This is a genomic window from Sinimarinibacterium flocculans (assembly GCF_003201205.1).
Lineage (GTDB): Bacteria > Pseudomonadota > Gammaproteobacteria > Nevskiales > Nevskiaceae > Solimonas > Solimonas flocculans.
In genome coordinates, this window is sequence record NZ_QICN01000003.1 from 238394 (window position 1) to 260800 (window position 22407).

The 22407-nt window shown below is 67.1% G+C and carries 18 protein-coding genes; 1 reads left to right on the plus strand and 17 read right to left on the minus strand.

Annotated features, from left to right (window positions below; genetic code table 11):
• Positions 1–104: 104 nt before the first annotated feature.
• A complete protein-coding gene (gene uvrA / locus C8D93_RS07545; protein ID WP_110264557.1) occupies positions 105–2933 on the plus strand; it encodes an excinuclease ABC subunit UvrA in 2829 nt (942 codons plus the stop codon).
• Between the two features lie 48 nt (positions 2934–2981).
• Here the strand turns inward: uvrA and C8D93_RS07550 are convergent, their stop codons facing one another.
• The 17 genes from C8D93_RS07550 to C8D93_RS07630 all read right to left on the minus strand — a co-directional run bounded on the left by C8D93_RS07550 (position 2982) and on the right by C8D93_RS07630 (position 22348).
• Positions 2982–5624 (minus strand): DUF1302 domain-containing protein, encoded by a 2643-nt coding sequence (locus C8D93_RS07550; protein ID WP_110264558.1) that lies wholly within the window; start codon positions 5622–5624, stop codon positions 2982–2984.
• Between the two features lie 143 nt (positions 5625–5767).
• Positions 5768–6553, minus strand: a complete 786-nt coding sequence (locus tag C8D93_RS07555; RefSeq protein ID WP_110264559.1) for an ABC transporter ATP-binding protein — start codon at positions 6551–6553, stop codon at positions 5768–5770.
• Complete coding sequence (locus tag C8D93_RS07560) at positions 6550–7377, minus strand: ABC transporter permease (protein WP_110264560.1); 828 nt, start codon at positions 7375–7377, stop codon at positions 6550–6552. The genes C8D93_RS07555 and C8D93_RS07560 overlap by 4 nt, the downstream gene beginning before the upstream one ends.
• On the minus strand, positions 7374–8297 hold the full coding sequence (locus C8D93_RS07565) for an ABC transporter permease subunit (RefSeq protein ID WP_110264561.1): 924 nt from the start codon (positions 8295–8297) through the stop codon (positions 7374–7376). Before C8D93_RS07565 ends, C8D93_RS07560 begins: the two co-directional genes overlap by 4 nt.
• Positions 8297–9886 (minus strand): peptide ABC transporter substrate-binding protein, encoded by a 1590-nt coding sequence (locus C8D93_RS07570; protein WP_110264562.1) that lies wholly within the window; start codon positions 9884–9886, stop codon positions 8297–8299. The genes C8D93_RS07565 and C8D93_RS07570 overlap by 1 nt, the downstream gene beginning before the upstream one ends.
• A 322-nt stretch (positions 9887–10208) precedes the next feature.
• Positions 10209–11114 (minus strand): EamA family transporter, encoded by a 906-nt coding sequence (locus C8D93_RS07575; protein WP_110264563.1) that lies wholly within the window; start codon positions 11112–11114, stop codon positions 10209–10211.
• Between the two features lie 13 nt (positions 11115–11127).
• Positions 11128–12381 (minus strand): tetratricopeptide repeat protein, encoded by a 1254-nt coding sequence (locus C8D93_RS07580; protein ID WP_170123946.1) that lies wholly within the window; start codon positions 12379–12381, stop codon positions 11128–11130.
• 74 nt (positions 12382–12455) lie between these two features.
• Positions 12456–13079 carry an energy transducer TonB gene (locus C8D93_RS07585; RefSeq protein ID WP_110264565.1) on the minus strand — a complete coding sequence of 208 codons (624 nt, stop codon included), beginning with the start codon at positions 13077–13079 and terminating at the stop codon, positions 12456–12458.
• Positions 13079–13489, minus strand: a complete 411-nt coding sequence (locus C8D93_RS07590; RefSeq protein WP_110264566.1) for an ExbD/TolR family protein — start codon at positions 13487–13489, stop codon at positions 13079–13081. The genes C8D93_RS07585 and C8D93_RS07590 overlap by 1 nt, the downstream gene beginning before the upstream one ends.
• 10 nt (positions 13490–13499) lie before the next feature.
• Positions 13500–14024 carry a MotA/TolQ/ExbB proton channel family protein gene (locus C8D93_RS07595; protein WP_110264567.1) on the minus strand — a complete coding sequence of 175 codons (525 nt, stop codon included), beginning with the start codon at positions 14022–14024 and terminating at the stop codon, positions 13500–13502.
• Positions 14008–15384, minus strand: a complete 1377-nt coding sequence (locus C8D93_RS07600; RefSeq protein WP_211307250.1) for a MotA/TolQ/ExbB proton channel family protein — start codon at positions 15382–15384, stop codon at positions 14008–14010. The genes C8D93_RS07595 and C8D93_RS07600 overlap by 17 nt, the downstream gene beginning before the upstream one ends.
• Position 15385: 1 nt before the next feature.
• Positions 15386–16177 (minus strand): DUF3450 domain-containing protein, encoded by a 792-nt coding sequence (locus tag C8D93_RS07605; RefSeq protein WP_110264568.1) that lies wholly within the window; start codon positions 16175–16177, stop codon positions 15386–15388.
• A gap of 197 nt (positions 16178–16374) precedes the next feature.
• Entirely contained in the window at positions 16375–16644 is a 270-nt protein-coding gene (locus C8D93_RS07610) for a ComEA family DNA-binding protein (protein WP_211307251.1), read from the minus strand.
• A gap of 141 nt (positions 16645–16785) precedes the next feature.
• The gene (locus C8D93_RS07615) at positions 16786–18747 is read right to left on the minus strand and encodes an alpha/beta hydrolase family protein (RefSeq protein ID WP_110264569.1); all 1962 of its coding nucleotides are present in this window, start codon (positions 18745–18747) and stop codon (positions 16786–16788) included.
• Positions 18748–18863: 116 nt separating this feature from the next.
• On the minus strand, positions 18864–19544 hold the full coding sequence (locus tag C8D93_RS07620; RefSeq protein WP_110264570.1) for a putative 2OG-Fe(II) oxygenase: 681 nt from the start codon (positions 19542–19544) through the stop codon (positions 18864–18866).
• Positions 19541–21328 (minus strand): tetratricopeptide repeat-containing sulfotransferase family protein, encoded by a 1788-nt coding sequence (locus C8D93_RS07625; protein ID WP_110264571.1) that lies wholly within the window; start codon positions 21326–21328, stop codon positions 19541–19543. Before C8D93_RS07625 ends, C8D93_RS07620 begins: the two co-directional genes overlap by 4 nt.
• A 24-nt stretch (positions 21329–21352) precedes the next feature.
• Complete coding sequence (locus C8D93_RS07630; protein ID WP_170123947.1) at positions 21353–22348, minus strand: class I SAM-dependent methyltransferase; 996 nt, start codon at positions 22346–22348, stop codon at positions 21353–21355.
• Between the last annotated feature and the right edge of the window lie 59 nt (positions 22349–22407).

Sequence of the window (22407 nt, forward strand, 5' to 3'; positions counted from 1 at the left end):
GGGGGGACGGCCGCCCGCGGCGGCCCCGGTTGTGGCCAGTGCCGGTCACATCGTCGCCGGCGAGGACCGCTATATTAGCCGGTCCGCGATTTCCCCCTCAGATCATGGATTCCATCCGCATCCGCGGTGCGCGCACGCACAACCTCAAGAACGTCTCGCTCGAACTGCCGCGCGACCAGCTGATCGTCATCACCGGCCTGTCCGGCTCGGGCAAGTCTTCGCTCGCCTTCGACACGCTCTATGCGGAAGGCCAGCGGCGCTACGTCGAGTCGCTGTCGGCCTATGCGCGCCAGTTCCTGTCGATGATGCAGAAGCCGGACGTCGACGTGATCGAGGGCCTGTCGCCGGCCATCTCGATCGAGCAGAAATCGACCAGCCACAACCCGCGCTCGACCGTCGGCACCGTCACCGAGATCTACGACTACCTGCGCCTGCTGTTCGCGCGCGTCGGCACCGCACGCTGCCCGGACCACGGCGTCGCGCTGGAGGCGCAGAGCGTCTCGCAGATGGTCGACCATGTCCTGTCACTGCCGGCGGAGTCGGCGTGGCTGCTGCTGGCGCCGGTCGTGCGCGGACGCAAGGGCGAGCACGCCGAGTGGTTCGAGCAGGCGCGCGCCCAGGGGTTCGTGCGCGTGCGCGTCGACGGCAAGGTCTTCGAACTCGACGAAGTGCCGACGCTCAACCGCAAGCTCAAGCACGACATCGAGATCGTCGTCGACCGCTTCAAGGTGCGCCCGGACCTCAAGCAGCGGCTGGCGGAATCCTTCGAGACCGCACTGCGGCTCTCGGACGGCCTGGCCTACGTCGCGCCGCATGCCGGCGACGACGAGCCGCTGGCGTTCTCGGCGCGCATGTCCTGTCCGCATTGCGGCTACTCGCTGGAGGAGCTGGAGCCCCGGCTGTTCTCGTTCAACGCGCCGCACGGTGCCTGCCCGACCTGCGACGGCCTGGGCACGCTGCAGACCTTCGACGAGGCGCGTGTGGTGGTGCACCCGGAGCTGTCGCTCGCGGCCGGCGCGATCCGCTCCTGGGACAAGCGCAACCCGTACTACTGGCATTTCGTCACCTCGCTGGCGAAGCACTACGGCTTCGATCCCGAGAAGCCGTTCGCCCGGCTGGCCGAGAAGGTGCGCAAGGTGATGCTCTACGGCAGCGGCGACGAGCGCATCGAGTTCGAGTACCCGGACGAGCGTGGCCGTCTGCACAGGCGCGTTCACAAGTTCGAAGGGATCATCCCCAACCTGCAGCGCCGCTACCGCGAGACCGAGTCGGACGCGGTGCGCGAGGAGCTGGCCAAGTACCTGTCGAACAAGCCCTGCCCCGACTGCGGCGGCCAGCGGCTCAACCGCGCCGCGCGCAACGTCTTCGTCGCCGACCGCAACCTGTCGTCGCTGACCGCGCTGTCGGTGCAGGATGCCGATGCGTTCTTCACGGCGCTGAAGCTGCCCGGCCACAAGGGCGAGATCGCCGACAAGATCCTCAAGGAGATCCGCGCGCGCCTGGGCTTTCTCAACAATGTCGGGCTCGACTACCTGACCCTCGCACGCAGTGCCGAGACGCTCTCCGGTGGCGAGGCCCAGCGCATCCGCCTGGCCTCGCAGATCGGCGCCGGCCTGGTCGGCGTGATGTACGTGCTCGACGAGCCCAGCATCGGCCTGCACCAGCGCGACAACGAGCGTCTGCTGCAGACCCTGTTCCGGCTGCGCGACCTGGGCAACACCGTCATCGTCGTCGAGCACGACGAGGACGCCATCCGCCACGCCGACTACGTCGTCGACATCGGCCCCGGCGCCGGCGTGCATGGCGGCGAGATCGTCGCCCACGGCAAGCCGGCCGACATCGAACGCAGTCCCTCGTCCATCACCGGACGCTACCTCTCGGGCCGCGAGCGCATCGAGGTGCCGGCGCTGCGCGCCCCGCCGCAACCCGGCAAGACGATCACGATCCGCGGCGCCCGCGGCAACAACCTGAAGAACGTCACCGCCGAGATTCCCATCGGCCTGATGACCTGCGTGACCGGCGTCTCCGGCTCCGGCAAGTCGACGCTGATCAACGACACGCTCTACGGCTTCGCCGCGCGCATGCTCAACGGCGCGGCGACCCAGCACGCCGAGTGCGACGGCATCGACGGGCTCGACCAGCTCGACAAGGTCATCGACATCGACCAGTCGCCAATCGGCCGCACACCGCGCTCGAATCCGGCGACCTACACCCAGCTGTTCACGCCGATCCGCGAACTGTTCGCCGGCGTGCCGGAATCGCGCGCCCGCGGCTACACGCCCGGCCGCTTCTCGTTCAACGTCAAGGGCGGACGTTGCGAGACCTGCCAGGGCGACGGCGTGATCAAGGTCGAGATGCACTTCCTGCCGGATGTCTACGTCACCTGCGACACCTGCAAGGGCAAGCGCTACAACCGCGAGACGCTCGAGATCCAGTACAAGGGCAAGCGCATCAACGAGGTGCTCGACATGACCGTCGAGGACGCGCATGCGTTCTTCCGGCCGGTACCGGCACTGTTCCGCAAGCTCGAGACGCTGATGGACGTCGGCCTGTCGTACATCACGCTGGGACAGAACGCGACGACGCTGTCCGGCGGCGAAGCCCAGCGCGTGAAACTGGCCAAGGAACTGTCGCGCCGCGACACCGGGCAGACGCTCTACATCCTCGACGAACCGACCACCGGGCTGCACTTCCACGACGTGGCACAGTTGCTCAAGGTGCTCGAACGGCTGCGCGAGCACGGCAACACCGTGGTGATCATCGAGCACAACCTCGACGTCATCAAGCGCGCCGACTGGCTCATCGACCTCGGCCCCGAGGGCGGCGCCGGCGGCGGCGAGATCGTGGCCGCCGGCACGCCGGAACAGGTCGCGAAATCGAAGCGCTCGCACACCGGCCGTTTCCTCAAGCCGATGCTCAAGCGCCAGAAATGAAGAAGGCGGCCGTTGCGGCCGCCTTCTTCCCGCCGCCGATGACGCGGCTCAGAACTGCACGCGCACGAAGGCGCGCGCCATGTCCTTGTCGCGCTGCAGGTTGGCCTCGTTGCCGCCGGTGAACCAGGTGTAGCCGAGGTAGAACGCGAGGTTGGACTTGTAACGGGTCTCCACCTGCAGATCCATCGTCTTGCGGCCTTCGATGAAGTTCTCGCCCGGCCCGGGTGCCGTGCCCTTGACGTTGTGCTGCCAGATGAACTGCGGCGCGAACGAGATGCCGGGGAACACCGATTCGTAGCGCAGGATGCCGATCATGACGTAACCCCAGGAGAACGGGTCGGGATACAGATCCAGGTTCGCCTGCGAGGGATTGAAGCGCAGACCGTCGACCCCGAACGAACAGGACTCGCGCGGCAGCTTGGTCACCGGGTCATAGGAGCAGGCCTGCCGGGAGCGATCGGCACCGGTGCCGTCGGCGCCGGCGCTGGCGTGCGCGTAGGTGCCGGCCGCCTCGAACTGGAGTTCGTCGAGATCCGGCAGGTCCGGCACCCAGGTCGCGCCGACTTCGAACACGAACAGGATCTGGTCGGCACCGATCGGGTTGTCGCTGGCGCCGAGCACCTGCGTTCCGCCGAGGTTGAACTGGAAGGTGTCCATCCGCTCGTAGCCGCGGATGTAGCAGGGATTGCTGCGGTCGTAGGGGACGAAGTCCGGATTCGGCTTGAGGTCGGTGGTCTGGTCGCGGCTGTAGCGGTTCTGGCTGCCCAGATAGCGCGGTTCGCAGGCGGCGTTCTCGCCGGCCTCGATGCCGCGGTACGGCGTCACGAAGGCCGGGAAGGAGCGCGCCGAACCCGGTGCATGGCCGATTGCCAGATCGAAGGTGTCGGTGAACGCGCCGGGCGTGCCAGTCGCATCGACGACGTAATCACTCGGCGCGTAAACGCCAAGGCTTCCCAAGGATAGCGTTGGGCTGCTTCCTGGGCCAACTGCTCCAACGCCGACCGTTGTTCCGGCGCAACCAGCGCCGGCCGGGAGCACATTAGGCACGCCGATGACTCCACCGGTAAGCTGACTGGCAAGCCCGAAGATTGTATCGACGAGTCCGAGCGCGCCGTTCAAGGCGTCGCCGGTTGGCAGCAAACGCGGCAGATCGGGGTCGTGGCAGCGCGATAACGTCGGCCCGAATGCAGCAAAGATTAAATCCTCAGTGTCGACTTGCAGTGGCGCGTTCGGACGCCATGCAACTTCGCCCTGGAACGACCAGCCCAGCGCCGTCGTCGCAAAGCTCAGCCCGAACAGATGAATATCTTCCGGATACTCGACCAGCAACTTGACCGTATCCAGCGGCACCGCGTTACTCGTGGCGTTAGCCACATCGCCACCGGTCAGTGACCGAATCAGGGGCAGATCAGGACAAACCAACAAGAAGCTCACAGGATCGTAGGCATCGATGCCCAGCGCGTTGCCCTCGCGGCGGCCGCAACTCGCGACGGTCGAGAAAAAACTCGCGTAAGGCAGTCTCGAGTGGTAGCTCATCGCATAGACGCCAAACTCCGTGCCGTTATTCAGAGTCTCCGCGTAATACTTCAACGACAGGCCGTACTGTCCTGAGGTGCGCGGTTCGAGGTCCGCCAGACGCTCGATTGTCAATGACGTATTCGTGACGCCGGAAAGCGGCGTATAAAGTGGGTACATGAGTCCGGCTGGATCCTCCGCACTGCCTCCAAATTGGACGTAAGCATAGTCGACTGCATTGTCGACCCCGACCACGTCCGAAACCGCCATCATTGATCCCGGCGCGGGCGCCTCGAGTGGTTGCCATTCGAACTGGTAGAACGCCTCCAGCGACGCACTATCAAAAGGCTCGAAGCCAATCGAAATCATACTGATTGGCGTGAAAATCTCCTCGACAAGGTAACCCACACGGTAAAAGTTGTTCGCGTTGACGGGATTCGCCTGGTTTAGTGAGTTCAGCGCCTGCAGTAAGGATTCGCCCCAATTGATCAAGTGGCGCCCGATCTTGAAGCTTAATTCCTTGTCGTCCCACAGCGGCACCGAGCCAAAGAGGTAGGCATCCTGAAGCTGCAGCTCGCCGCCAATCTGGCTCAGCGTTTCACCGCTGCGCGGCAGCGAGACTGGGCCTCCGCGCCCGTACTGGACGATGCCGAGGGTCGGATCGCGCAGCGCGAACTCGTCGCGATTCTCGGCGGTGATCAGGTTCGGGTGGTATTCCTCGAAGTCCTCATTGACCCAGTCGTGGTAGTACAGGCCCTTGGCGAAGATGCCGTAGTTGCCCCAGGTCAGGGTGAGGTCCTGGGTGATCTTGAGCAGGCCTGAGGTCAGATCATGCTTGTCATAGTTCCAGTTGCCGTCGTCGTAGTTCGGGCTGAACTGCCCTGGCGCGGCGGCCAGCGCAAAGGCCGGATGTCCCTGATCGCGGAACAGACCCTGACAGGCCTGATTCGGCCCGCCACAGACATCGGGATTGATATTGGCCTTGCCGAGGTAGTCGGTGCTGCGGTCCTGCATGCGCATCGATGCGCCGATCACGACCGAGCTGTTGAGCACACCCTCGATCGACTCTTCCCCCCAGGGCAGGGTGAAGCTGATGGCCGAAGCGCTGCCGTACGGCAACACACAGGCAGCAGCAAGCACGGCACTCGCGATACGGCGATTCGCCAGCAATTTCATTGGTCTCTCCCCCGACAAACGGGCGCACGGCACAGCAACCGACCGAGCGTTCAGCGCCGCGTGTGCGAACGCATTCGGACCGCTCGAATCAAGCTCTTGCGGAGATTACGTAAGTTCGCGTCGAGCACGCAACCGGCATCGCATCAGGGCCTTGCGCCACCGAGCATCCGCCGCGCCTCGACCAGCGCCGCGGTGTACGGATGCTGCGGCGCGGACAGCAAGTCCGCGCTCATGCCGCGCTCGACGATCTGACCGGCACGCATCACCACGGCCTCGCGACACAACTCCGACACGACACCGAGATCGTGCGAGATCAGCAACAGTGCCAGCCCGCGCTCGCGGCACTGCTCGCCGATCAGCTCGAGCATCCGGGCCTGCGTGGTCACGTCCAGAGCGGTGGTCGGTTCGTCGGCGATCAGCAGCCGCGGCTCGCACGCGAGCGCCATCGCCAGTGCCACTCGCTGGCACATGCCGCCGGACAGTTCGTGCGGATACTGATGCAGACGTCGGCCGGCATCGGCGACGCGCACGGCATCCAGCAGGCGATGGGCTTCGGCCAGCGCTGCCGCGCGCGAACGGCCAAGGTGGTATTGCTGGCCCTCGGCCAGCTGCACGCCGATGCGCAGGTGCGGATTGAGGCTCGCGGCCGGATTCTGGAACACCGCCGCAAGCTGCGCGCCGCGGATGCGGTGAAGGTCTCGCTCGCGCAGGCCGATCAGCTCGCGTCCCGCGAATTGCACACTGCCGCTGAGGCGCGCCGACGCGTCGCACAGGCCCAGCACCGCGAGCGCCGTCTGTGACTTGCCGGACCCGGATTCGCCGACGATGCCGAGTGCCTCGCCCGCGTCGAGCGCGAAACCGATTCCGTCGACGACGGCACGCGCACCCAGATGCACCCGCAGATCCGCAACCGCGAGCAGCGCACTCATCGGTCGCCGTCCCGCTGACGCAGCCGCTCGCCGAGGACGTTCAGACACAGCAGCGTCGTCACCAGAAAGCCGGCCGGAAACGCCAGTGCCCACGGCGTGATCTCCATGTCGCGTGCGCCGTCATTGATCAGCATGCCCCAGCTCGCATGCGGCTCCTGGACGCCGAGGCCGAGAAAGCTCAGGAACGATTCGATCAGGATCGCCTGTGGCACGGTCAGCGTCGCCACCGCAATGACCGGCGCACTCAGGTTCGGCAGGATGTGGCGCAGGATGATGCGCACATCGGTGACGCCAGCCAGGCCGGCGGCGATGACAAATCCGCGCTGGCGCAAGGCCAGCGTCTGGCCACGCACGACGCGGGCCATGTCGAGCCAGGTGACCGCGCCAATCGCCGCAAAGACCAGCCACAGCTCGCGGCCGAAGGCGACCATCAGCAGGATCACGATGAACAGGAACGGCAGCGCATAGAGCACATCGACACCGCGCATCATCCACTGATCGATGCGCCCGCCGAAGTAGCCCGCCAGCGCACCCCAGGCGACGCCGATGATCACCGACACCATCGTCGCGACCAGTCCGACGAGCAGAGAGGTCCGGCCACCTTCGAGTGTGCGCACGAACAGGTCGCGGCCGAGACTGTCGGTCCCGAACCAGTGTCGCGCATCGAGCGTCGGCGCCGCACCCCAGTCGGCCGCGAAGTCGATGGCGTCGACAGCGTGCGGACTCAGCAGTGGGCCGATCGACACGGCGAGCACGATCAGGCCGAGAATCACGGCCGCGACGCCGCCGGCGAAATGCCGGGCCAATGGCTTGGCGATCGTCATGATGGGCGCAACCGCGGATCGAGCAGGCCGTAGAGCACGTCGACCAGCAGGTTGAACACGACGATCAGGGCGCCGTACAGCAGCACGACACCCAGCACCAGCGTGTAGTCGCGATTGAGTGCACCTTGCACGAAGTGGCGACCGATACCGGGAATGCCAAAGATCTGTTCGACGACGACCGAGCCGGTCATCAAACCCGCGGCCGCGGGGCCCAGATACGACAGCACCGGCAGCAGCGCCGGCCGCCATGCATGCCGCCACAGCAGCAACCGCGGCGGCAGGCCCTTGGCCCGCGCCGTGAGCATGAACGGTGCGGCCAATGCCTCGATCATGCCGGCGCGCGCGAGGCGCGCGACGTAGGCGAGTTGCGGCAGCGCCAGGGCGATTACCGGCAAAACCAGATCCTGCCCGCTGCCATCGCGCCAGCCACCTGCAGGGAGCCAGGCAAGGCTCACCGCGAAGACCAGCACCAGCAGCGGCGCGACCACGAAGTTCGGCACCGACACGCCAGCCACCGAGAACAAGGCGATGATGCGGTCGCGCCAGCCCCCGGGTCGCTGCGCAGCAGCAAAGCCGAGCACAACCCCCGGGGGCACGGCGACAAGCAGCGCCAGCGCGCCGAGCAGCAGTGACGCCGGCAACCCGGCAGCAATCAGATCGATCACCCGATAGCCGTCGTACTGGAACGACGGCCCGAGATCGCCGCGCAGCACATCTGCGGTGTAGCGCAGGTACTGACGCCACAGCGGCTCGTCGAGGTGGTACTGCGCGGCAATCGCGGCCTCGATCTGCGGCGGCAGGCTGCGCTCCCGATCGAGGGGCCCACCCGGCGCCGCGCGCAACAGGAAGAAACTCAGGGTCAGCAGCGCCAGCAGCGTCAACAGACCGGCGATCGTACGCCGCAGCAGGAACAGCGCCATCAGCGGTCACCCGGCGCGCGGTCCAGCGCGAGATCCTTGCTGTAGTGATAGTCGAGCGGGTTGTCGCGCCACCCGCGCACGCGCGGCGCCACCAGGTGCTTGGACACGTAGAAGTAGAGCGGGATCACCGGCACGTCGTCGAGTATCCGGCGCTCGGCTGCGGCAAGGAGGTTTGCTCGCACCGCAGGCTCGGCGGTGGCCGCCGCCCGCATCAGTGCAGCGTCGAACCCGGCGTCGACCCAGCCGCTGTCGTTCTTGCCGTGCTCGCTGTGGAGGATGCCGAGGAAGCTCATCGGGTCGTTGAAGTCGGCCATCCACGCGGCGCGGAACGCCTGGGTCTCGCGGCGCAGGCGGCGCTTGTGCAGGAACACCTTGAACTCCTCGTTGACCAGGCGCGTGCGCACGCCCAGCGCCTGCCTCCACATCGCCGCGACCACGGTCGCGACGCGGCGATGGCTCTCGTGCGTGTTGTAGCGGATCTCGACCTCGAGCGGTCGCTCGTCGCCGTAGCCGGCCTGCCGGTACAGGCGCAGCGCTTCGGCCTGCCTGCGCGTCGGCGTCCAGTCCTGCCAGTCCGGTCGCGGGGCCTCCAGCGCGTGCATGCCGGGTGGCACGAAGCTCCAGGCCGGCAAGGCGAGACCGTGCAGTACCTTGTCGGCCAGCACCTGCCGGTCGATGACCATCGACAGGGCCTGACGCAGTGCCGGCTTGCCGGCGAAGGGGGCACGGGTCAGGTTGAGGCCGTAGTAGTAGACCCCCAGATACGGCGCGATGCGCAGCGCGCCCGGATACTCGCGACGGATGCGCGCCGCCTGCAGCGGCGGGATCTCGTAGGTGATGTCGAGCTCGCCGGCGCGGAAGCGCTGCAGCTCCGCGTGGATGTCCTCGGTGACCAGATAGCGCACCCACGGGATCGCCGCCGCTGCGCGATAGTGCGGGTTGCGCTCCAGTTCGACGTGCGACTGCACGACCCATCCGGCGAGACGATAGGCGCCGTTGCTGACCAGACGGCCCGGACGGGCGAAACCGCTGCCGTGCGCGCTCAGACTGGCGCGGTGCACCGGGAACGCCGACGGATGCGCCAGCATGCCCGGCAGCGCCGGCGTCGGCGCATCGAGCGTCACCTGCAGCGTCCGCGCGTCGACGGCCTGCACGCCGAGCCGATGCGCCGGCAGCCGGCCGTCGATGATCGCGGCGGCGTTGCGCACCGGCTCGAACATGCGCGCAAAACTGGACCCGGTGTCGGGCGTGACGCTGCGCTGCAGGCCGAAGACGAAGTCCGCGGCGACCACCGTATCGCCGTTGGACCAGCGCAGGTCATCGCGCAGGTGGAAGCGGTAGACCCGTCCATCGTCGCTGACCTCCCAGGATCGGGCGGCCGCCGGGATCGCGCTGCCGTCGTCGCCAACGGCCGTCAGCCCCTCGAACAGGTCGCGGACGATGTTGCCGGCGCTGACACCCTCGACGCGATGCGGATCGAGCGTTTCCGGCTCGGGGCCGTTGCCGATGCGCAGCACGTCGGCGGCTGCGGACACGTCTGCACACAGCGTCGACAGCAACAGGGTCGTGAACCACAGGGCGGCGCGCATGCGCCCGAGCTTAGGGCCTGTTAACGCTATGGACATCACTGTGATGCCACCGGATTTGCGGCCAGGCAAGGCGCGACGAGGGAATTTGGTGGTTCCAAATGACCGAGGAGGACATGGCCATGCTGAGCGATGACCGACGTCATGGCGAAGTAAGCCATGTCCGCATGGCCGCAAATCCGGTGGCACCCCGGAGGGGCGGGGCCGTTTTGGCGCATCGCGGCGTCAGTCGTCGCTCGCGTACGTCGAGTACGCCACGCTCCTCCTTCCTTGCGCTGCGCCAAAACAGCCTCCGTCACAGCGACGGCCATAGCGTTAACAGGCCCTAGCCCGATCTGCCCCGCACCGGCCGGCGCGAGGCCAGCGTCACCAGCACGACGCCGGCGAGAATCACCAGCGTACCCGCGATCTGCGGCCCCTGCATCGCCTCGTCGAGCAGCCACCAGCCGAGCAGCACGGCGATCGCCGGGTTGACATAGGCGTAGGTGCCGAGCTGCGCTGGCGTCACCTCGTGGACCAGCCAGAAGTAGGCGCCATAGGCGATGCACGAACCGAAGACGACGAGATAGATCAGCGCCCCCAGCGCCTCGGGCGTCGGCGTCCAGCGTTGCGCATCGCCCAGTGCCAGGCCGAGCGTCGTCATGATCGCGCCGGTGATCAGCATCTGCAGCGCGGCTGCCATCAGCGGGGTGCAGCCGAGCGGGTAGCGCCGTGAGATCACCGAACCGGCGGCCCACAGCACCGGTGCCGCCAGCAGGGCTGCGTAGGCGAACCACGGTGCGCTGCGCAGATGCAGGCCGCTGCCGACCAGCAGCGCGACGCCGGCCAGCCCGAGCAGCAGGCCCGCGCCGGCGGCCCAGCTCAGGCGGTCGCCGCGCCCGCCGATCGCACCGAAGCAGGCCATCCAGATGGCCGACGTGGCGATGATCAGGGCGGCCTGGTTGGACTCCACCCAGTGTTCGGCCCAAGTCACCAGGCCATTGCCGCCGACGAGCATCAGGATGGCCGTCGCTGCGATGATCACCCAGTCGCGCCGGCTGGCCGGCAGGCGTGCGCCGCGCAGCCAGGCATATCCGAACAGCAGCGGCGCGGCGATGAGGAAACGCACGCCGGCAAACAGCACGGGCGGCAGGTCCTGGACACCGATGCGGATCGCAAGATAGGTCGACCCCCAGACGATGTAGACGACCGCAAATGCGGACGCGACCAGCAGGGGACGCGAGGCCGTCACGCGGACATGCCCGTCAGTTCTTCGCCTTTTCCTCTTCCGGCGCCGCGTCGCTGGATTCGGCGGCGGCAATCGCGGCCTGCGCTTCGGCCTCTTCGGTCTGCGCAATGTGATTCAGCCATTGCGTGGCGTTGCTGCGACTCTCGTCGTAACGCTGCGCCTTGCGCAGCGAGGCGATCGCGGCCTTGCGGTTACCCGACTGGAACGCGGCAACGCCTTCGAGATAGGCCGCATCGCCCATCTTCTTGATGCCCTTGGCCTGCGCCTGGGAGAGAACGTCGAGCGCTTCCTTCCAGCGCTCGTCCTCGACGTAGATCTGGCCGAGCCGATAGAAGATCTCGCCGTCGCTGGCCTTGGCAGCCGCGCGCTTGAGCACGACCTCCGCCTTGCCGTATTCGCGCGCCATGGTCCAGGCGTCGCCGGTCAGGCTCAGGGTCTTCTCATCGGGCTTGAGGATGCCGCGCTCGAGCCCATCCTCGAGTACCTGCGCCGCCTTGTACGGAATGTCGAGCAGCAGGTAGATGTTGGCCAGATTGCGGATCTCGCCCTCGGTGTCGAGGAAGTTCTGCCGCTCTGCCAGCGCGAGCACCGCGAGCGATTCCTTGTCGCGCTTGATCTCGAACAGGATGCTCGACAGCTGCTTCCAGTAGTCCTCCTTGGCCGGCACCAGCGCGATCAGCCGGACGAGCACCTCGGCGCACTGCGGGTACTGCTTGAGCTCGTAGTGCAGCGCCAGCTTGAGCTGCAGCCACGACTCCTTGGGTTCCTTGGACTTCTCGATCGCCTTGTCGACCTGCGGCAGCGCATCGCGAAAACGCTTGCGGTCGGAGTAGGCGCTCGCGAGCAGGATGTGCGCGTCGGCCGGCGGCTCGGTGGTCACCTCGCGGAAGTAGTACTCCATGCGCTCGATGGCCTTGTCGGTCTGGCCATCCTGGAAATAGAGCTGCGCGACGTTGTAGAGCATCTGCTCGTACGGCTGCTGCGGCAGCGCGTCGAGCGACAGGGCTTCCTCGAAGGCGGCGATGGCCGCCTTGTACTTGTTCTGCGAGATGTAGATGAAGGCCATCGTCTGCCGGATGACGGCCTTCTCGTAATCGTTGGTCACGCGTCCGAGCAGCGCCTCGGCCTTGCTCAGGGCCTCGGCGTTCTCGTTCTTGCCGATCAGGTCATGCACGCGCTCGAGCTGACGGTAGGTCACCTCGGACAGCGTGCCGGCGGCCTTGCGCTCCTTCTTCGGCGCACTCTGGGCCGAAACCTCGGACGCAGGCACGATCCACAGTGCGCACGCAGCAAGCACCGCGGCTGCCAACGATTGTCCCAGTGTCCGCAATCTGCGCTGCATCGCTACTCGCCCAGGTTGAACTTCACGGTGTACACGCCGGTGGTTTCCATCGGCGTACCGTCTACCACTTTCGGCCTGAACCGCCCCTTATAGGCGGCGGAAACGGCCGCGGACTCGAAGTAGCCGCGCGGCTTGGCGCTCTTGACGCGTGCCGACTTGACGGTGCCGTCGGGCCCCACCGTGATCTCCAGCGTCACCTCGCCGGCGACACCGTCGCGCAACGCCTGTCGCGGATACTGCGGTGCGATGCGCACCAGCGGAATCAGCTCGCCGTCGCCCTGGATGTCCCCCGCCGAGAACGTACCGAGGAACGGCCCGCCGGTGATGCTGGTCGGCAGGTTGAGCTTGGGCATGTTGAACGGCGTCGGTGCCATGTCCGGCTTGGCCTGCGCCTGCACGTTGAGCTGCGGCGGCGGCGGCTTCTTCGGCGGCGGCGGCTTCTCCGGCTTGCTGCGCGTGCGCGTCTCGAGCTGCGTGTCGCGCTTCAGGCGCACGAAGTCGATGACCGCCGTCGTGGAGTCCTTCTTCGGACCGATGTCGCGCCCCATGATCAGCAGGTGCATCAGCCAGAACAGGCCGACCGCAATCAGGGCCGCGATCACCACCGCGAGCGCGCTCCGCGCCATCAGCCGCCCCCGCTCTGGTCAGCCGCGATCGAGACGTTGAACACGCCGGCGAGGCGTACCTGGTCCATGACCTCGACCAGCGTACCGGTCTCGGAGGTCTTGTCGGCGATGATCACGACCGATCCTTCCGGATTCTCCGCGTGCAGGCGCTCGACGGTGGCGCGCACCGCGCGCTTGTCGACGACGCGCTTGTCGATCCAGATCTCGCCGTTGGAGCGGATCGCGATGAGGATGTTGCCGCGCTCCTTGCGCTCGGCGGTCGCCGCGCTGGGGCGGCTGACGTCGATGCCGGCTTCCTTGACGAACGAGGTCGTCACGATGAAGAAGATCAGCAGGATGAACGACATGTCCAGCATCGGCGTCAGGTCGATCTGGGCGTCGTCGTCCGTACCTCTGTTTCTGCGTGCCATGACGTAAACCTTAATGCGTGATCATGTGGTCGTTGAGCTTGCTGGTTTCGGTCGCCAGCTTCTTCTCGAGCCACAGGATCGGATAAAGACCGGAAATCGACACGACCATGCCCGCCATCGTCGGGATCGTCGCCGCCGAAACGCCGGAGGCCATCGCGCGTGCGTTGCCGGTGCCCAGTGTCGCCATCACGTCGAACACCTGGATCATGCCGGTCACGGTGCCGAGCAGGCCGAGCAGCGAGGCCAGCGCGACCAGCGCCTTGATCAGGCCGAGATAGCCACGGATCTCGCGTGTCGCCTCGGACACCAGCTTGCGCTTGACCTGACGGGCGTACCAGGAGGAGTGATCGCTGCGCGCATCCCACTCGGACTGGATGCGTCCCACCATGCGCGGCAGTTCACGCCGGCAGTACAGCCAGCGCTCCATGATCAGCACCCACAGGATGAACGCGGCACCGAGCAGGATGCGGACCACCGGCCCGCCCAGTTCGAGCAGATCGCGAACGTCCGCGAACAGATCAAGCGGTCCGACCATGCTGCTTCTCGGCATGCTCCGCGATCAGGCCGGCGGCCTCCTCGTCGAGGATCTGCACGATGTTCTTGCTGCGGCCGGCGAGATAGGCGTGGATCAGCACCATCGGGATCGCGACCACCAGGCCCATGACCGTGGTGACCAGCGCCTGCGAGATGCCGTCGGCCATGATCTTCGGATCGCCGGTGCCGAACAGCGTGATCTGCTGGAAGGTCAGGATCATGCCGGTGACCGTGCCGAGCAGACCCATCAGCGGACCGACGGCGGCGATCATCTTGATCGCCGGCAGCCAGCTTTCGAGCGCCGGAATCTCCTTGAGCACGGCCTCGTCGAGCCGCAGCTGCAGCGTTTCCTGATCGACGTTCGGGTCCTTGTAGTAGACCGCGAGCACACGACCGAGCGGATTGCCCTCGCTGGCGTTGGACGTGTCCTTGCGCTGCGAGTTGACCTTGGCACCGACGGCCGACAGGGCGATGAAGCGCACCGCGGCCATGATCAGGCCGATCGCGCCGACGGCGAGAATCAGATAGCCGACCAGGCCACCGAACTTGATCTGCTCGCCGAGCTTGGGCGTCTGCACCAGCACCGACAGCAGCGTACCGCGCGTCGGGTCCAGCGTCGCCCGGTGATACCCGCTGGTCTCGTCGAGCAGGTCGACGTTCGGCGACACGAAGCGCGACGCCGGCTGGCGGCTGAGCACGGCGAACTCGCGCTCGCCGGGCAGGTAGGTGAGGAAGCCGTCTTCACTGGACGCGGTGAAGCCGCCGAGGCGCACCACCGCCGTGTCCTGCTCCTGGCCTTCGAGATTGATGACCTTGGTCGAGAACTTGGTGACGCGGCCGCTCTCGGTCATCTCGCGCTGCATCTCGAACCACAGGCGCTCGAGATCCTCGATCGAGGCCAGCGCCTTGGATTCGGACAGCTTGCGCGCGAAGGTCTCGCGCTCCGGATACTGCGCCGACACCATCGAGTTGTAGGCCACCGACGCGAAGTCGCCGGCCACCTGACGCACGACGCCGAACATCTCGCCGAGGTTGCCGAGCTTGGCGTCGAGCGCCGCCTGCAGCTCGGTCAGCTTCTTCTCGTTGGCATCGAACTGCGCCGATAGGGCGTTGGCGCGGCTGTTCTCGCGCGTCAGCTCGGCCTGGGCCTCGCTGAGCATCTGTGCGCGACGGTTGCGCTCCTGCTGGAACTGATTGATCCGCGCCTGGTTCTGCTGCGCTTCGCGGGCACGCGCCGTGCGCGTCTGTTCGAGCAGTTCGTCGAGGGAGGCAGCGCCCTGCGCCTGCCCGATTCCGGGGGCGGCGGCGACCAGCAGGATCGCGAGCGGACGCAGCAGACTGAACAAAGGCTTGCGCAACATGTTACTTCGCCTCCTTCGGCGCGCTGACGGGTACCGACAGCAGATTCGGCGCCGCCTGCTTCTTCGCGATCTTCAGGCCGGCGGTCACGGCGTCCTGATAGCTGTTGTCCGCGACCCACTGGTCGGCGTCGGCGTCCCAGTAGCCGCTCTCGGAACCGTCGAGCGTCTGATACATCAGCGACACGCGGCCGGCACGCAGGAACTCCACGGTGCGCTCGCCGATCTTGCCCTGGTAGGCCTCGAGCGTCCGTCCGTACTCCATCTCGACCTGGTAGGCCTCGACGATGCGGCGGAACTTCTCCGCGATCGACACGTCGGCACGCGTCATCATGTCCTTGAGGTCGGCGATGCGCTCGGCACGCTCATCGGGCAGGAACGGCAGGTCGAGCCTGACGAACTCCTCGAGCGTCGTCAGCATCTTCTGCAAAAAGGGCACGATCTCGCGCGCAGTGGTCTCGATCTCGCCGAGCTGCTGCTGCATCGTCTCCATTTCCTCGACCTGCGAGCCGATCGTCGCCTGCAACTGTTCGTTGTAGCGCTTGAGGCTCGCCGTCTCCTGGACCACGGCCCGGTACTCGGCGACGGCGCGACGCGTCTCGTCGTCGAGCTTCTCGACGCGGCTCTGCGTCTGCTGCGCGGCCTGCTCGGCGGCGACCTGCTCGTTGACCGAACGCGTCACCGGGGCCGTCGATTGCGCCATCGCCAGCGACGACATCGCGAGACCGGCAACGGCCCATCCGCCGTGTTTGAGCATCGCTGCTCGCGCCACCGCTCGATTGGGGCTCTCGGACATGCGTGAACTTCCTTGGGATTGGGCTTGAGAAATATTGTCAGGCGGCGTCGAAACGCAAGAAATACGCCGCCTGCGCCATCAAGGGGCGGATGGTAGCACCAATGTTCTGCCGCTTAGTAACGGGGTTTTCCCCCATCATCGGGCATAAAAAAAGGCGAGCTTGCGCTCGCCTGAGGTCGCCCCTCCCTTAGGGACTATCAGTCTTTGACCTTGATGTTGGCCTTGTTCTGTTCGTAGATCGCCTCGCCGATTCCACCCACCCGGGTGATGTCCTCGGGCTTGACGAAAGCGCCGTTGGCTTCGCGATCCTCGACGATCGCCGCAGCCTTGGCCGGTCCTACGCCCTTGAGTTCCTCGGACAGCGTCTGCGCGTCCGCCGTGTTGATGTTGACCGGCCCGGCGTGTGCCGAAACGGCGAACAGCAACGCGGCGGCCGCCGCGAACTTCATCATGGTCTGCATCGTCATCCCCTCCCTATGCCTGGGCCTGAGTGCCGCTTGGTGGCGGCAGCCTCACTCTAGGAGCCCGGCGCGCAGAAAAACATTAGCCGGATGGCTGATAGCCATCCGGCTAATTGACAGAAGCCGCGGATCTGTGGCTGGCGACGCTCAGTCGGCAGCACCGATGTGCTTGTCGAAGAAGGCGAACAACTGTTCGTAGAGTCCGACACGGGCATCGAGCCGGTAGAAGCCGTGTCCTTCGTCGGCCTCGACCCGCCACTCGAAGGGATAATCCCGCGCCTTCAGCGCCTTGCGCAGCTGGGTGGCCTGGTTGTACGGCACGCGGATGTCGTGCTTGCCGTGAACGAGGAACACCGCCGCCTTGAGCCGGTCGAGATGGTGGATCGGCGACTGGCGCCTGAGTTCCTCCGGGTCGTTGCCGACGTACTGCCGCATGTAGTTGCGGCCCGACTCGCGGTCGCTCACGTCGGTATCCCGCATCCACAACGGGATGTCGTAGACGCCGACATAGCCGACCGTGCACTTGTAGAGGTCGGGCTCGCGCACGGCGCTCATCAGCGAGGCATAGCCTCCGTAGCTGCCGCCGTAGATGCAGATGCGCTCGGGGTCCGCGATCCGCTGTTCGATCGCCCAGCGCACGCCGTCGGTGATGTCGTCGATCATCATCCCGCCCCACTGCCCGCGCGCCGCTTCGTGGTGCTGATGGCCATAGCCCCCCGAACCGCGGAAGTTGACCTGCAGCACCGCATAGCCGCGACTGGCCATGGCCTGCGGATCCGCCGTCCAGCCCCAGGCGTCGCGAACCCCGAACGGTCCGCCGTGCGGGTGGACGATCAGCGGCAGCTGCTCCGCCGCGACGCCGCGCGGCAAGGTCAGATATCCGTGAATCGTGGCCCCGTCGCGGGTTTCGTAGCGGATGGGCCTGCGTTCGGCCATCTGCTCGGGATCGATCCAGCTGCGCACGGAGAACAGGTACTCCGCCTTCCCCTCCTTCGTATCGTAGAGGTAGAAATCCCCGGGATTGCGGTCGCTGTAGACCAGGATGGTCATCAGCGACCCGTCGCGGGTGCGTGACGTCGGCCGCGCGATCTGTCCGGGAAACGACGCGGCGAAACGACGCAGCGCCACCGCCTCCGGATGCTCGGGCGTGATCCAGCTCGCTTCGATCCTGCCCGGATGGTAGTAGGCGGCCAGCGGCGTGTTGCCGTCGGTGGAGAACACCACCAGTCCGACGTCGACCTCGTTATGGCAATTCACCATCCGGGTGGCGCCGGAGTCCGGATCGAGCGTCGCCAGGCACAGCCGCCCCTGGTCATTGCGGGCCCGCACGTAGATGCGCGATCCGTCCGCGGTGATCCGCAAGGGAACGATCTCGGCGCCCAGCTTGCCGCTGCCGACCTCCTTCCACTCGTCGGACCCGGGCAGGAAGCGGAACGTCCGCGTGGCCAGGGTCTGCTCGTCGGAGCCGATCGTGAAGTGCAGCTTGCCCTGGTCGTCGACGACGAAGCCGGACCAGCCGGTGATCGGCGCACGCGCGACGACGCGGGTCGCCGAGGTCTCGACGTTGACCTTGTAGAGCGTTGAACGCCCGGTCTGTGTCCACGCCTCGCGCGGATGCACCGAGGCGATCATCACGTGATCGGGATCGTCCTTCAGGTCGGACACGAAGGTGCCGAAGCCGACCGTCGCCTCCTGGGCCGCGAACTCGGCCATCGACCGGCGCGGTCTCCAGCCGAACAGATAGCTCATGTGGCGACCGTCCGCGTCCACGGCGTTGAACTCGCCGGTGAAGGACGGCTGGTCCAGCGGACCGGCGCTGTCGGCCATTGCGATGATCACCCGCTGGTCGTTGGCCCAGTAGATGTCGGCGACGTGTGTGTCCCGGCCGCTCTGGATCGCCGCGGTGACCTTCTTGTCCGCGAGACGGATCACCGCGAGGTTGGTCTGATTGCCGTCCGGCACGCTGACGGCCACGTGCCGCCCGTCCGGCGAGATGACGACATCGTTGAACTCGGGCTGACGCGCGAACGCCTCAAGGGGAATGTCCGCCGCCTGGGCGACGCCGGCTCCCAGCAGCAGCGCGGCGCCCAGCGCCGGTCCGGTTCTCACGGTTGCGTTCTCCAGTGTTGTGGATCAGATCGACCCTGTGTGCCACGCCCGTCCGCCCGCGGTCAAACGGGAACTTCCCCCAGCCACGTGTCGGGATTTTCCGTCCCCGGTGCGTCCTATGCCGCCGCCCGCTGCCGGAACCACGCGTTGAAGGCCACCGTGATGCGCTCGCCATCGCCCTGGTACGGCATGACCTGGTGCATCAGCCACGACGGGAAGATCACCAGTTCGCCGGGCTTGAGTGTCAGGCTCAAGGGGCGCACGCCCCAGGGATCGCGCAGGCGCGCATTGCCCAGGTCAGTGAATGCCGTCGCCATGCCGAAGGGGTGCGCGAACACCAGCGCACCACTCTCCGGATGACCGCTGCGATCGTCTCCGGCATCGACGCAGTACACGCCGGACCAGCTCGCCATCGGATGGTTGTGCTGCCCGAAGTAGCCGCCCCGCCGCGTGACATGAAACCAGGCGGTCGAACGCACTTCGAGGCGGTTCATGTCCTGCGGCGCGTAGCCGCTCAAGTCCGAGACGGTCTTGAACAAGGCCGACCAGCAGAACGCGCGCAACTCGGCGATCGGCGGGTCGGTCCAGTCGAACAGGTCGAAGCGGCTCTCGAACAGTCCCGGCCGGATGTTCATCGTCGGGTCGGGATTGCGGTAGCGGTCGCCCGCCTGCTCGCGCTCGAGAAACAGGCCGCGCAGATCCCGGTTGAGCGGCGCCGGCCCCGGGTGCTCGGCGCGCCCGATCGGGACGGCGAACGCCGTCTGCAGCTCGAACCTCGCGCTGCGCGGCTGGCTCATCGCACCTCGTCTCCAAGCGCCTCGACCAGCGGCGCGATCCAGCGTTCGTATCGACGCCAGCGGCTGACCGCCTTCGAGTAGATCGGCTGCCGCACCTGCCAGCGACTCGGCGTGAGAACCGCCCGTTCGCTCTCGTGGAAGTTCAGGCAGGCCTCATCCCAGGGCAGGCGCACGGCGTCGATCAGCGCCCTCGCCCCGGCTTCGGGGTCGGCGACCAGATCCTCGTACACGCACTCGTGGATGCGGGTGCCGAACAGGCCGCGCCAGTGGCGCATCAGGCGCATGTACTCGCGGTAGAAGAAGCCGAGATCGCCCAGATCGTTGGCGAAGCTCTGTTCCAGCGCAAAGTTCTCGCCGTAGATCGACACGCAGATGTCGCGTGGATCGCGCCGGCACCAGATGATCGTCGCCTGCGGAAACATCAGCGCGATCAGCCCCAGGTGGAAGAAGTTCAGCGGCGCCTTGTCGACGCAGCGCAGCGACGGCGTCGCCTCGCGCCGTTGCAGGACCGCCAGGTAGTCGTCGGCAGCCGCCTGCAGCGCCGTGGCATCCAGTGCGCCCAGGGCCTCGGGCCAGCGCTGGATCGAGCCGATGCGCCGCGGCAGCTCGCGCGCGATGCGCGACAGGTCCGGCAGTTCACCGTAGCCGTGCGCCTGCGGATGCGCGGCAATGATCTGCTCGACCAGCGACGTTCCGCTTCGCGGCATGCCGAGCACGAACACCGGCCTGGGATCGAGGCTGCCCCGGCCTTCCAGCCGGGCGAGATGGGATGGGGTGTAGGCTGCGATCGTGCGATCGACGCGGGACACGAGGCGATCGCGATCGTACGGACCGACCTGCGCACGACGCGCCCGGTTGGCCAGCTCCCACACCGCGAACGCGGCGTCCGGATCGTTGGCGTCGAGCGCCTTGCCGAGACCGAAGCCGACGTTGGCGCGATCCTGCGGCGGCCGCCGCGGGTCCTCGACGATGGCGCGCGCGCGGGCCAGCAGCTCCGGCTCGGCGCGACCGCGGATCAGCGTCAGCACGCCCTCCAGCGCCATCGGCCAGTCGGGCCGCAGCCGCAGGGCATCGCGAAACGAAGCCTCTGCACCGTCGCGGTCGCCGAGGTCTTCCTTGAGCTGTGCCAGTCCCATGTGCATTTCCGGCGCGTCCGGAACCTCGACGGCGCCGCGGGCGTAGGTGTCGCGCGCGCGCTGCAGGTGCCCGCGCGCGAACTGCACCTCGGCCAACCCCTGATAGCCGTCGAAGCGCTTCGGCTGCAGCGCGATGACACGCTCCCAGATCGCCTCCGCGGCATCGTCATCTCCGCAGTTCGACAGCGCGCGGGCATAGGTGGTCAAGGTGGGCACGCGATCCGGCGCCAGTGCCAGCGATCGTTCGAACGCCGCACGCGCCGGTTGCAGCTGGCGCAGGTCGCCCAGCAGTTTTCCGTAGTTGTGCCAGGCGTCGGGATCCGTCGGCCGCAGGCTCACTACCCGTTCCATGTGCGGCACCGCCGCGACGGGCTGCCGTGACGCCATCAGCACGAGCGCCATGTCGGCGTGCACCTCGGCGCGGTCCGGCGCGATCAGGACCGCCTGGCGCAGGTACTCCACCGCCGGCTTGAGCTGTCCCAGCCGCCAGCAGACCGCAGCGAGGCCGCGATAGGCATCGGCGCCGCAGTCGGGGTCGCTGCACAGCGCGATGAACTCGCGGCGCGCGGGCTCCAGGCGCCCGGCGTTCATCTCCGCGAAGGCGTGCTGCAGCCGATCCTGCGGTGCAGCCGACGAGGTTGCATTCATGTTCCGATCATTCCGATAGTGCCTTCATCCGCGACGCGCGACGAGGCTCCAGCCGAACAGATGGTTCTGCTCGCTGATCTCGCCGACCTCGATCTGTGTACAGCCGATCTGCTGCAACTGTCGCTGCCAGCGCTCAATGCCTTCGCGATCGAGCGCGCAGGCGACCAGCTCGGCCACACGCAGCCGATTGTCCTCCAGCTCGGCGCGCAGCACACGCAGCGCGTCGATCGACGGTGCCGCCCCCCTGCCCGCAGCCGCCTGCAGGATCCGCATGACGCCGTCCGCTGTTTCGCGCAGCAGGTCCGGAAACGCTGCAGCGGCGATTCGTGCATCCAGCTCGGCATATACCGCGTTGAATGCCTGCCGCGCTGCGGCGGCGCGCGGGTCCGCGGCGCGCTGCGCCCTGGCAGCGGGGTCGGCGGACATCGCCAGCCACGGCAGCAGGGCCTCGGCACGATCGAGCGGACCGCCGGGTGCAAGCAGCCACTGTGCATCCACGGACTCCGACTCCGCCAGATGCGCCAGATGCGACTCGCGGCGGTGCGCGATCAGTGCCAGCGTCGCGCGAGGCGACATCACCCGCGCCAGCTCGCGCCAGCAGGATTCGCCGGCGAAGTACTCCAGTGCGTACTGGCTGAAGACCTGCGTGACCGAGGCGTCCGCGAGCGGCAGCGTGGCCGCCGGCGTCCGTGGATGCAGGCGCACGCGGTCGCGCAGCGCCGGTGCGATCTGCCCGAGCCACTGTGAATCCAGTTCGGCCAGGTCCACGGCGTCGATTGATGCGGGCCACACCGGGCCCGCACGATCCAAATAGCGGATCAGCGAGCCGTTGCCGCAGCCGAGTTCCAGCGCGCGATCTTCGGCATTGAGCTGCGCGAAGCGCTCGCGCCAGAAGGCCTGCGTCGCAGCGCCATAGTGATCGTGAAAGGAGCCCGGGCAGGAATGCCGCACGCCGCGACCCCAGTAGCGGCTCCAGGCGCGCGCGCGCGCGTCACCGTCCTGCGAATCAGCTGCGTTCACGCCCGGCCCCACGAAAAAAGAGGGCCCCCGCAGGGGCCCTCGTCAACCATCACCGCCCG

Coding starts and splice junctions, on each gene's coding strand:
- C8D93_RS07595 (WP_110264567.1), bottom strand. CDS start 14,024: ATGGTCGGACCGCTTGATCTGTTCGCGGACGTTCGCGATCTGCTCGAA.
- C8D93_RS07570 (WP_110264562.1), bottom strand. CDS start 9,886: ATGCGCGCCGCCCTGTGGTTCACGACCCTGTTGCTGTCGACGCTGTGT.
- uvrA (WP_110264557.1), top strand. CDS start 105: ATGGATTCCATCCGCATCCGCGGTGCGCGCACGCACAACCTCAAGAAC.
- C8D93_RS07620 (WP_110264570.1), bottom strand. CDS start 19,544: ATGAGCCAGCCGCGCAGCGCGAGGTTCGAGCTGCAGACGGCGTTCGCC.
- C8D93_RS07605 (WP_110264568.1), bottom strand. CDS start 16,177: ATGTCCGAGAGCCCCAATCGAGCGGTGGCGCGAGCAGCGATGCTCAAA.
- C8D93_RS07600 (WP_211307250.1), bottom strand. CDS start 15,384: ATGTTGCGCAAGCCTTTGTTCAGTCTGCTGCGTCCGCTCGCGATCCTG.
- C8D93_RS07610 (WP_211307251.1), bottom strand. CDS start 16,644: ATGACGATGCAGACCATGATGAAGTTCGCGGCGGCCGCCGCGTTGCTG.
- C8D93_RS07560 (WP_110264560.1), bottom strand. CDS start 7,377: ATGACGATCGCCAAGCCATTGGCCCGGCATTTCGCCGGCGGCGTCGCG.
- C8D93_RS07565 (WP_110264561.1), bottom strand. CDS start 8,297: ATGGCGCTGTTCCTGCTGCGGCGTACGATCGCCGGTCTGTTGACGCTG.
- C8D93_RS07555 (WP_110264559.1), bottom strand. CDS start 6,553: ATGAGTGCGCTGCTCGCGGTTGCGGATCTGCGGGTGCATCTGGGTGCG.
- C8D93_RS07550 (WP_110264558.1), bottom strand. CDS start 5,624: ATGAAATTGCTGGCGAATCGCCGTATCGCGAGTGCCGTGCTTGCTGCT.
- C8D93_RS07625 (WP_110264571.1), bottom strand. CDS start 21,328: ATGAATGCAACCTCGTCGGCTGCACCGCAGGATCGGCTGCAGCACGCC.
- C8D93_RS07590 (WP_110264566.1), bottom strand. CDS start 13,489: ATGGCACGCAGAAACAGAGGTACGGACGACGACGCCCAGATCGACCTG.
- C8D93_RS07585 (WP_110264565.1), bottom strand. CDS start 13,079: ATGGCGCGGAGCGCGCTCGCGGTGGTGATCGCGGCCCTGATTGCGGTC.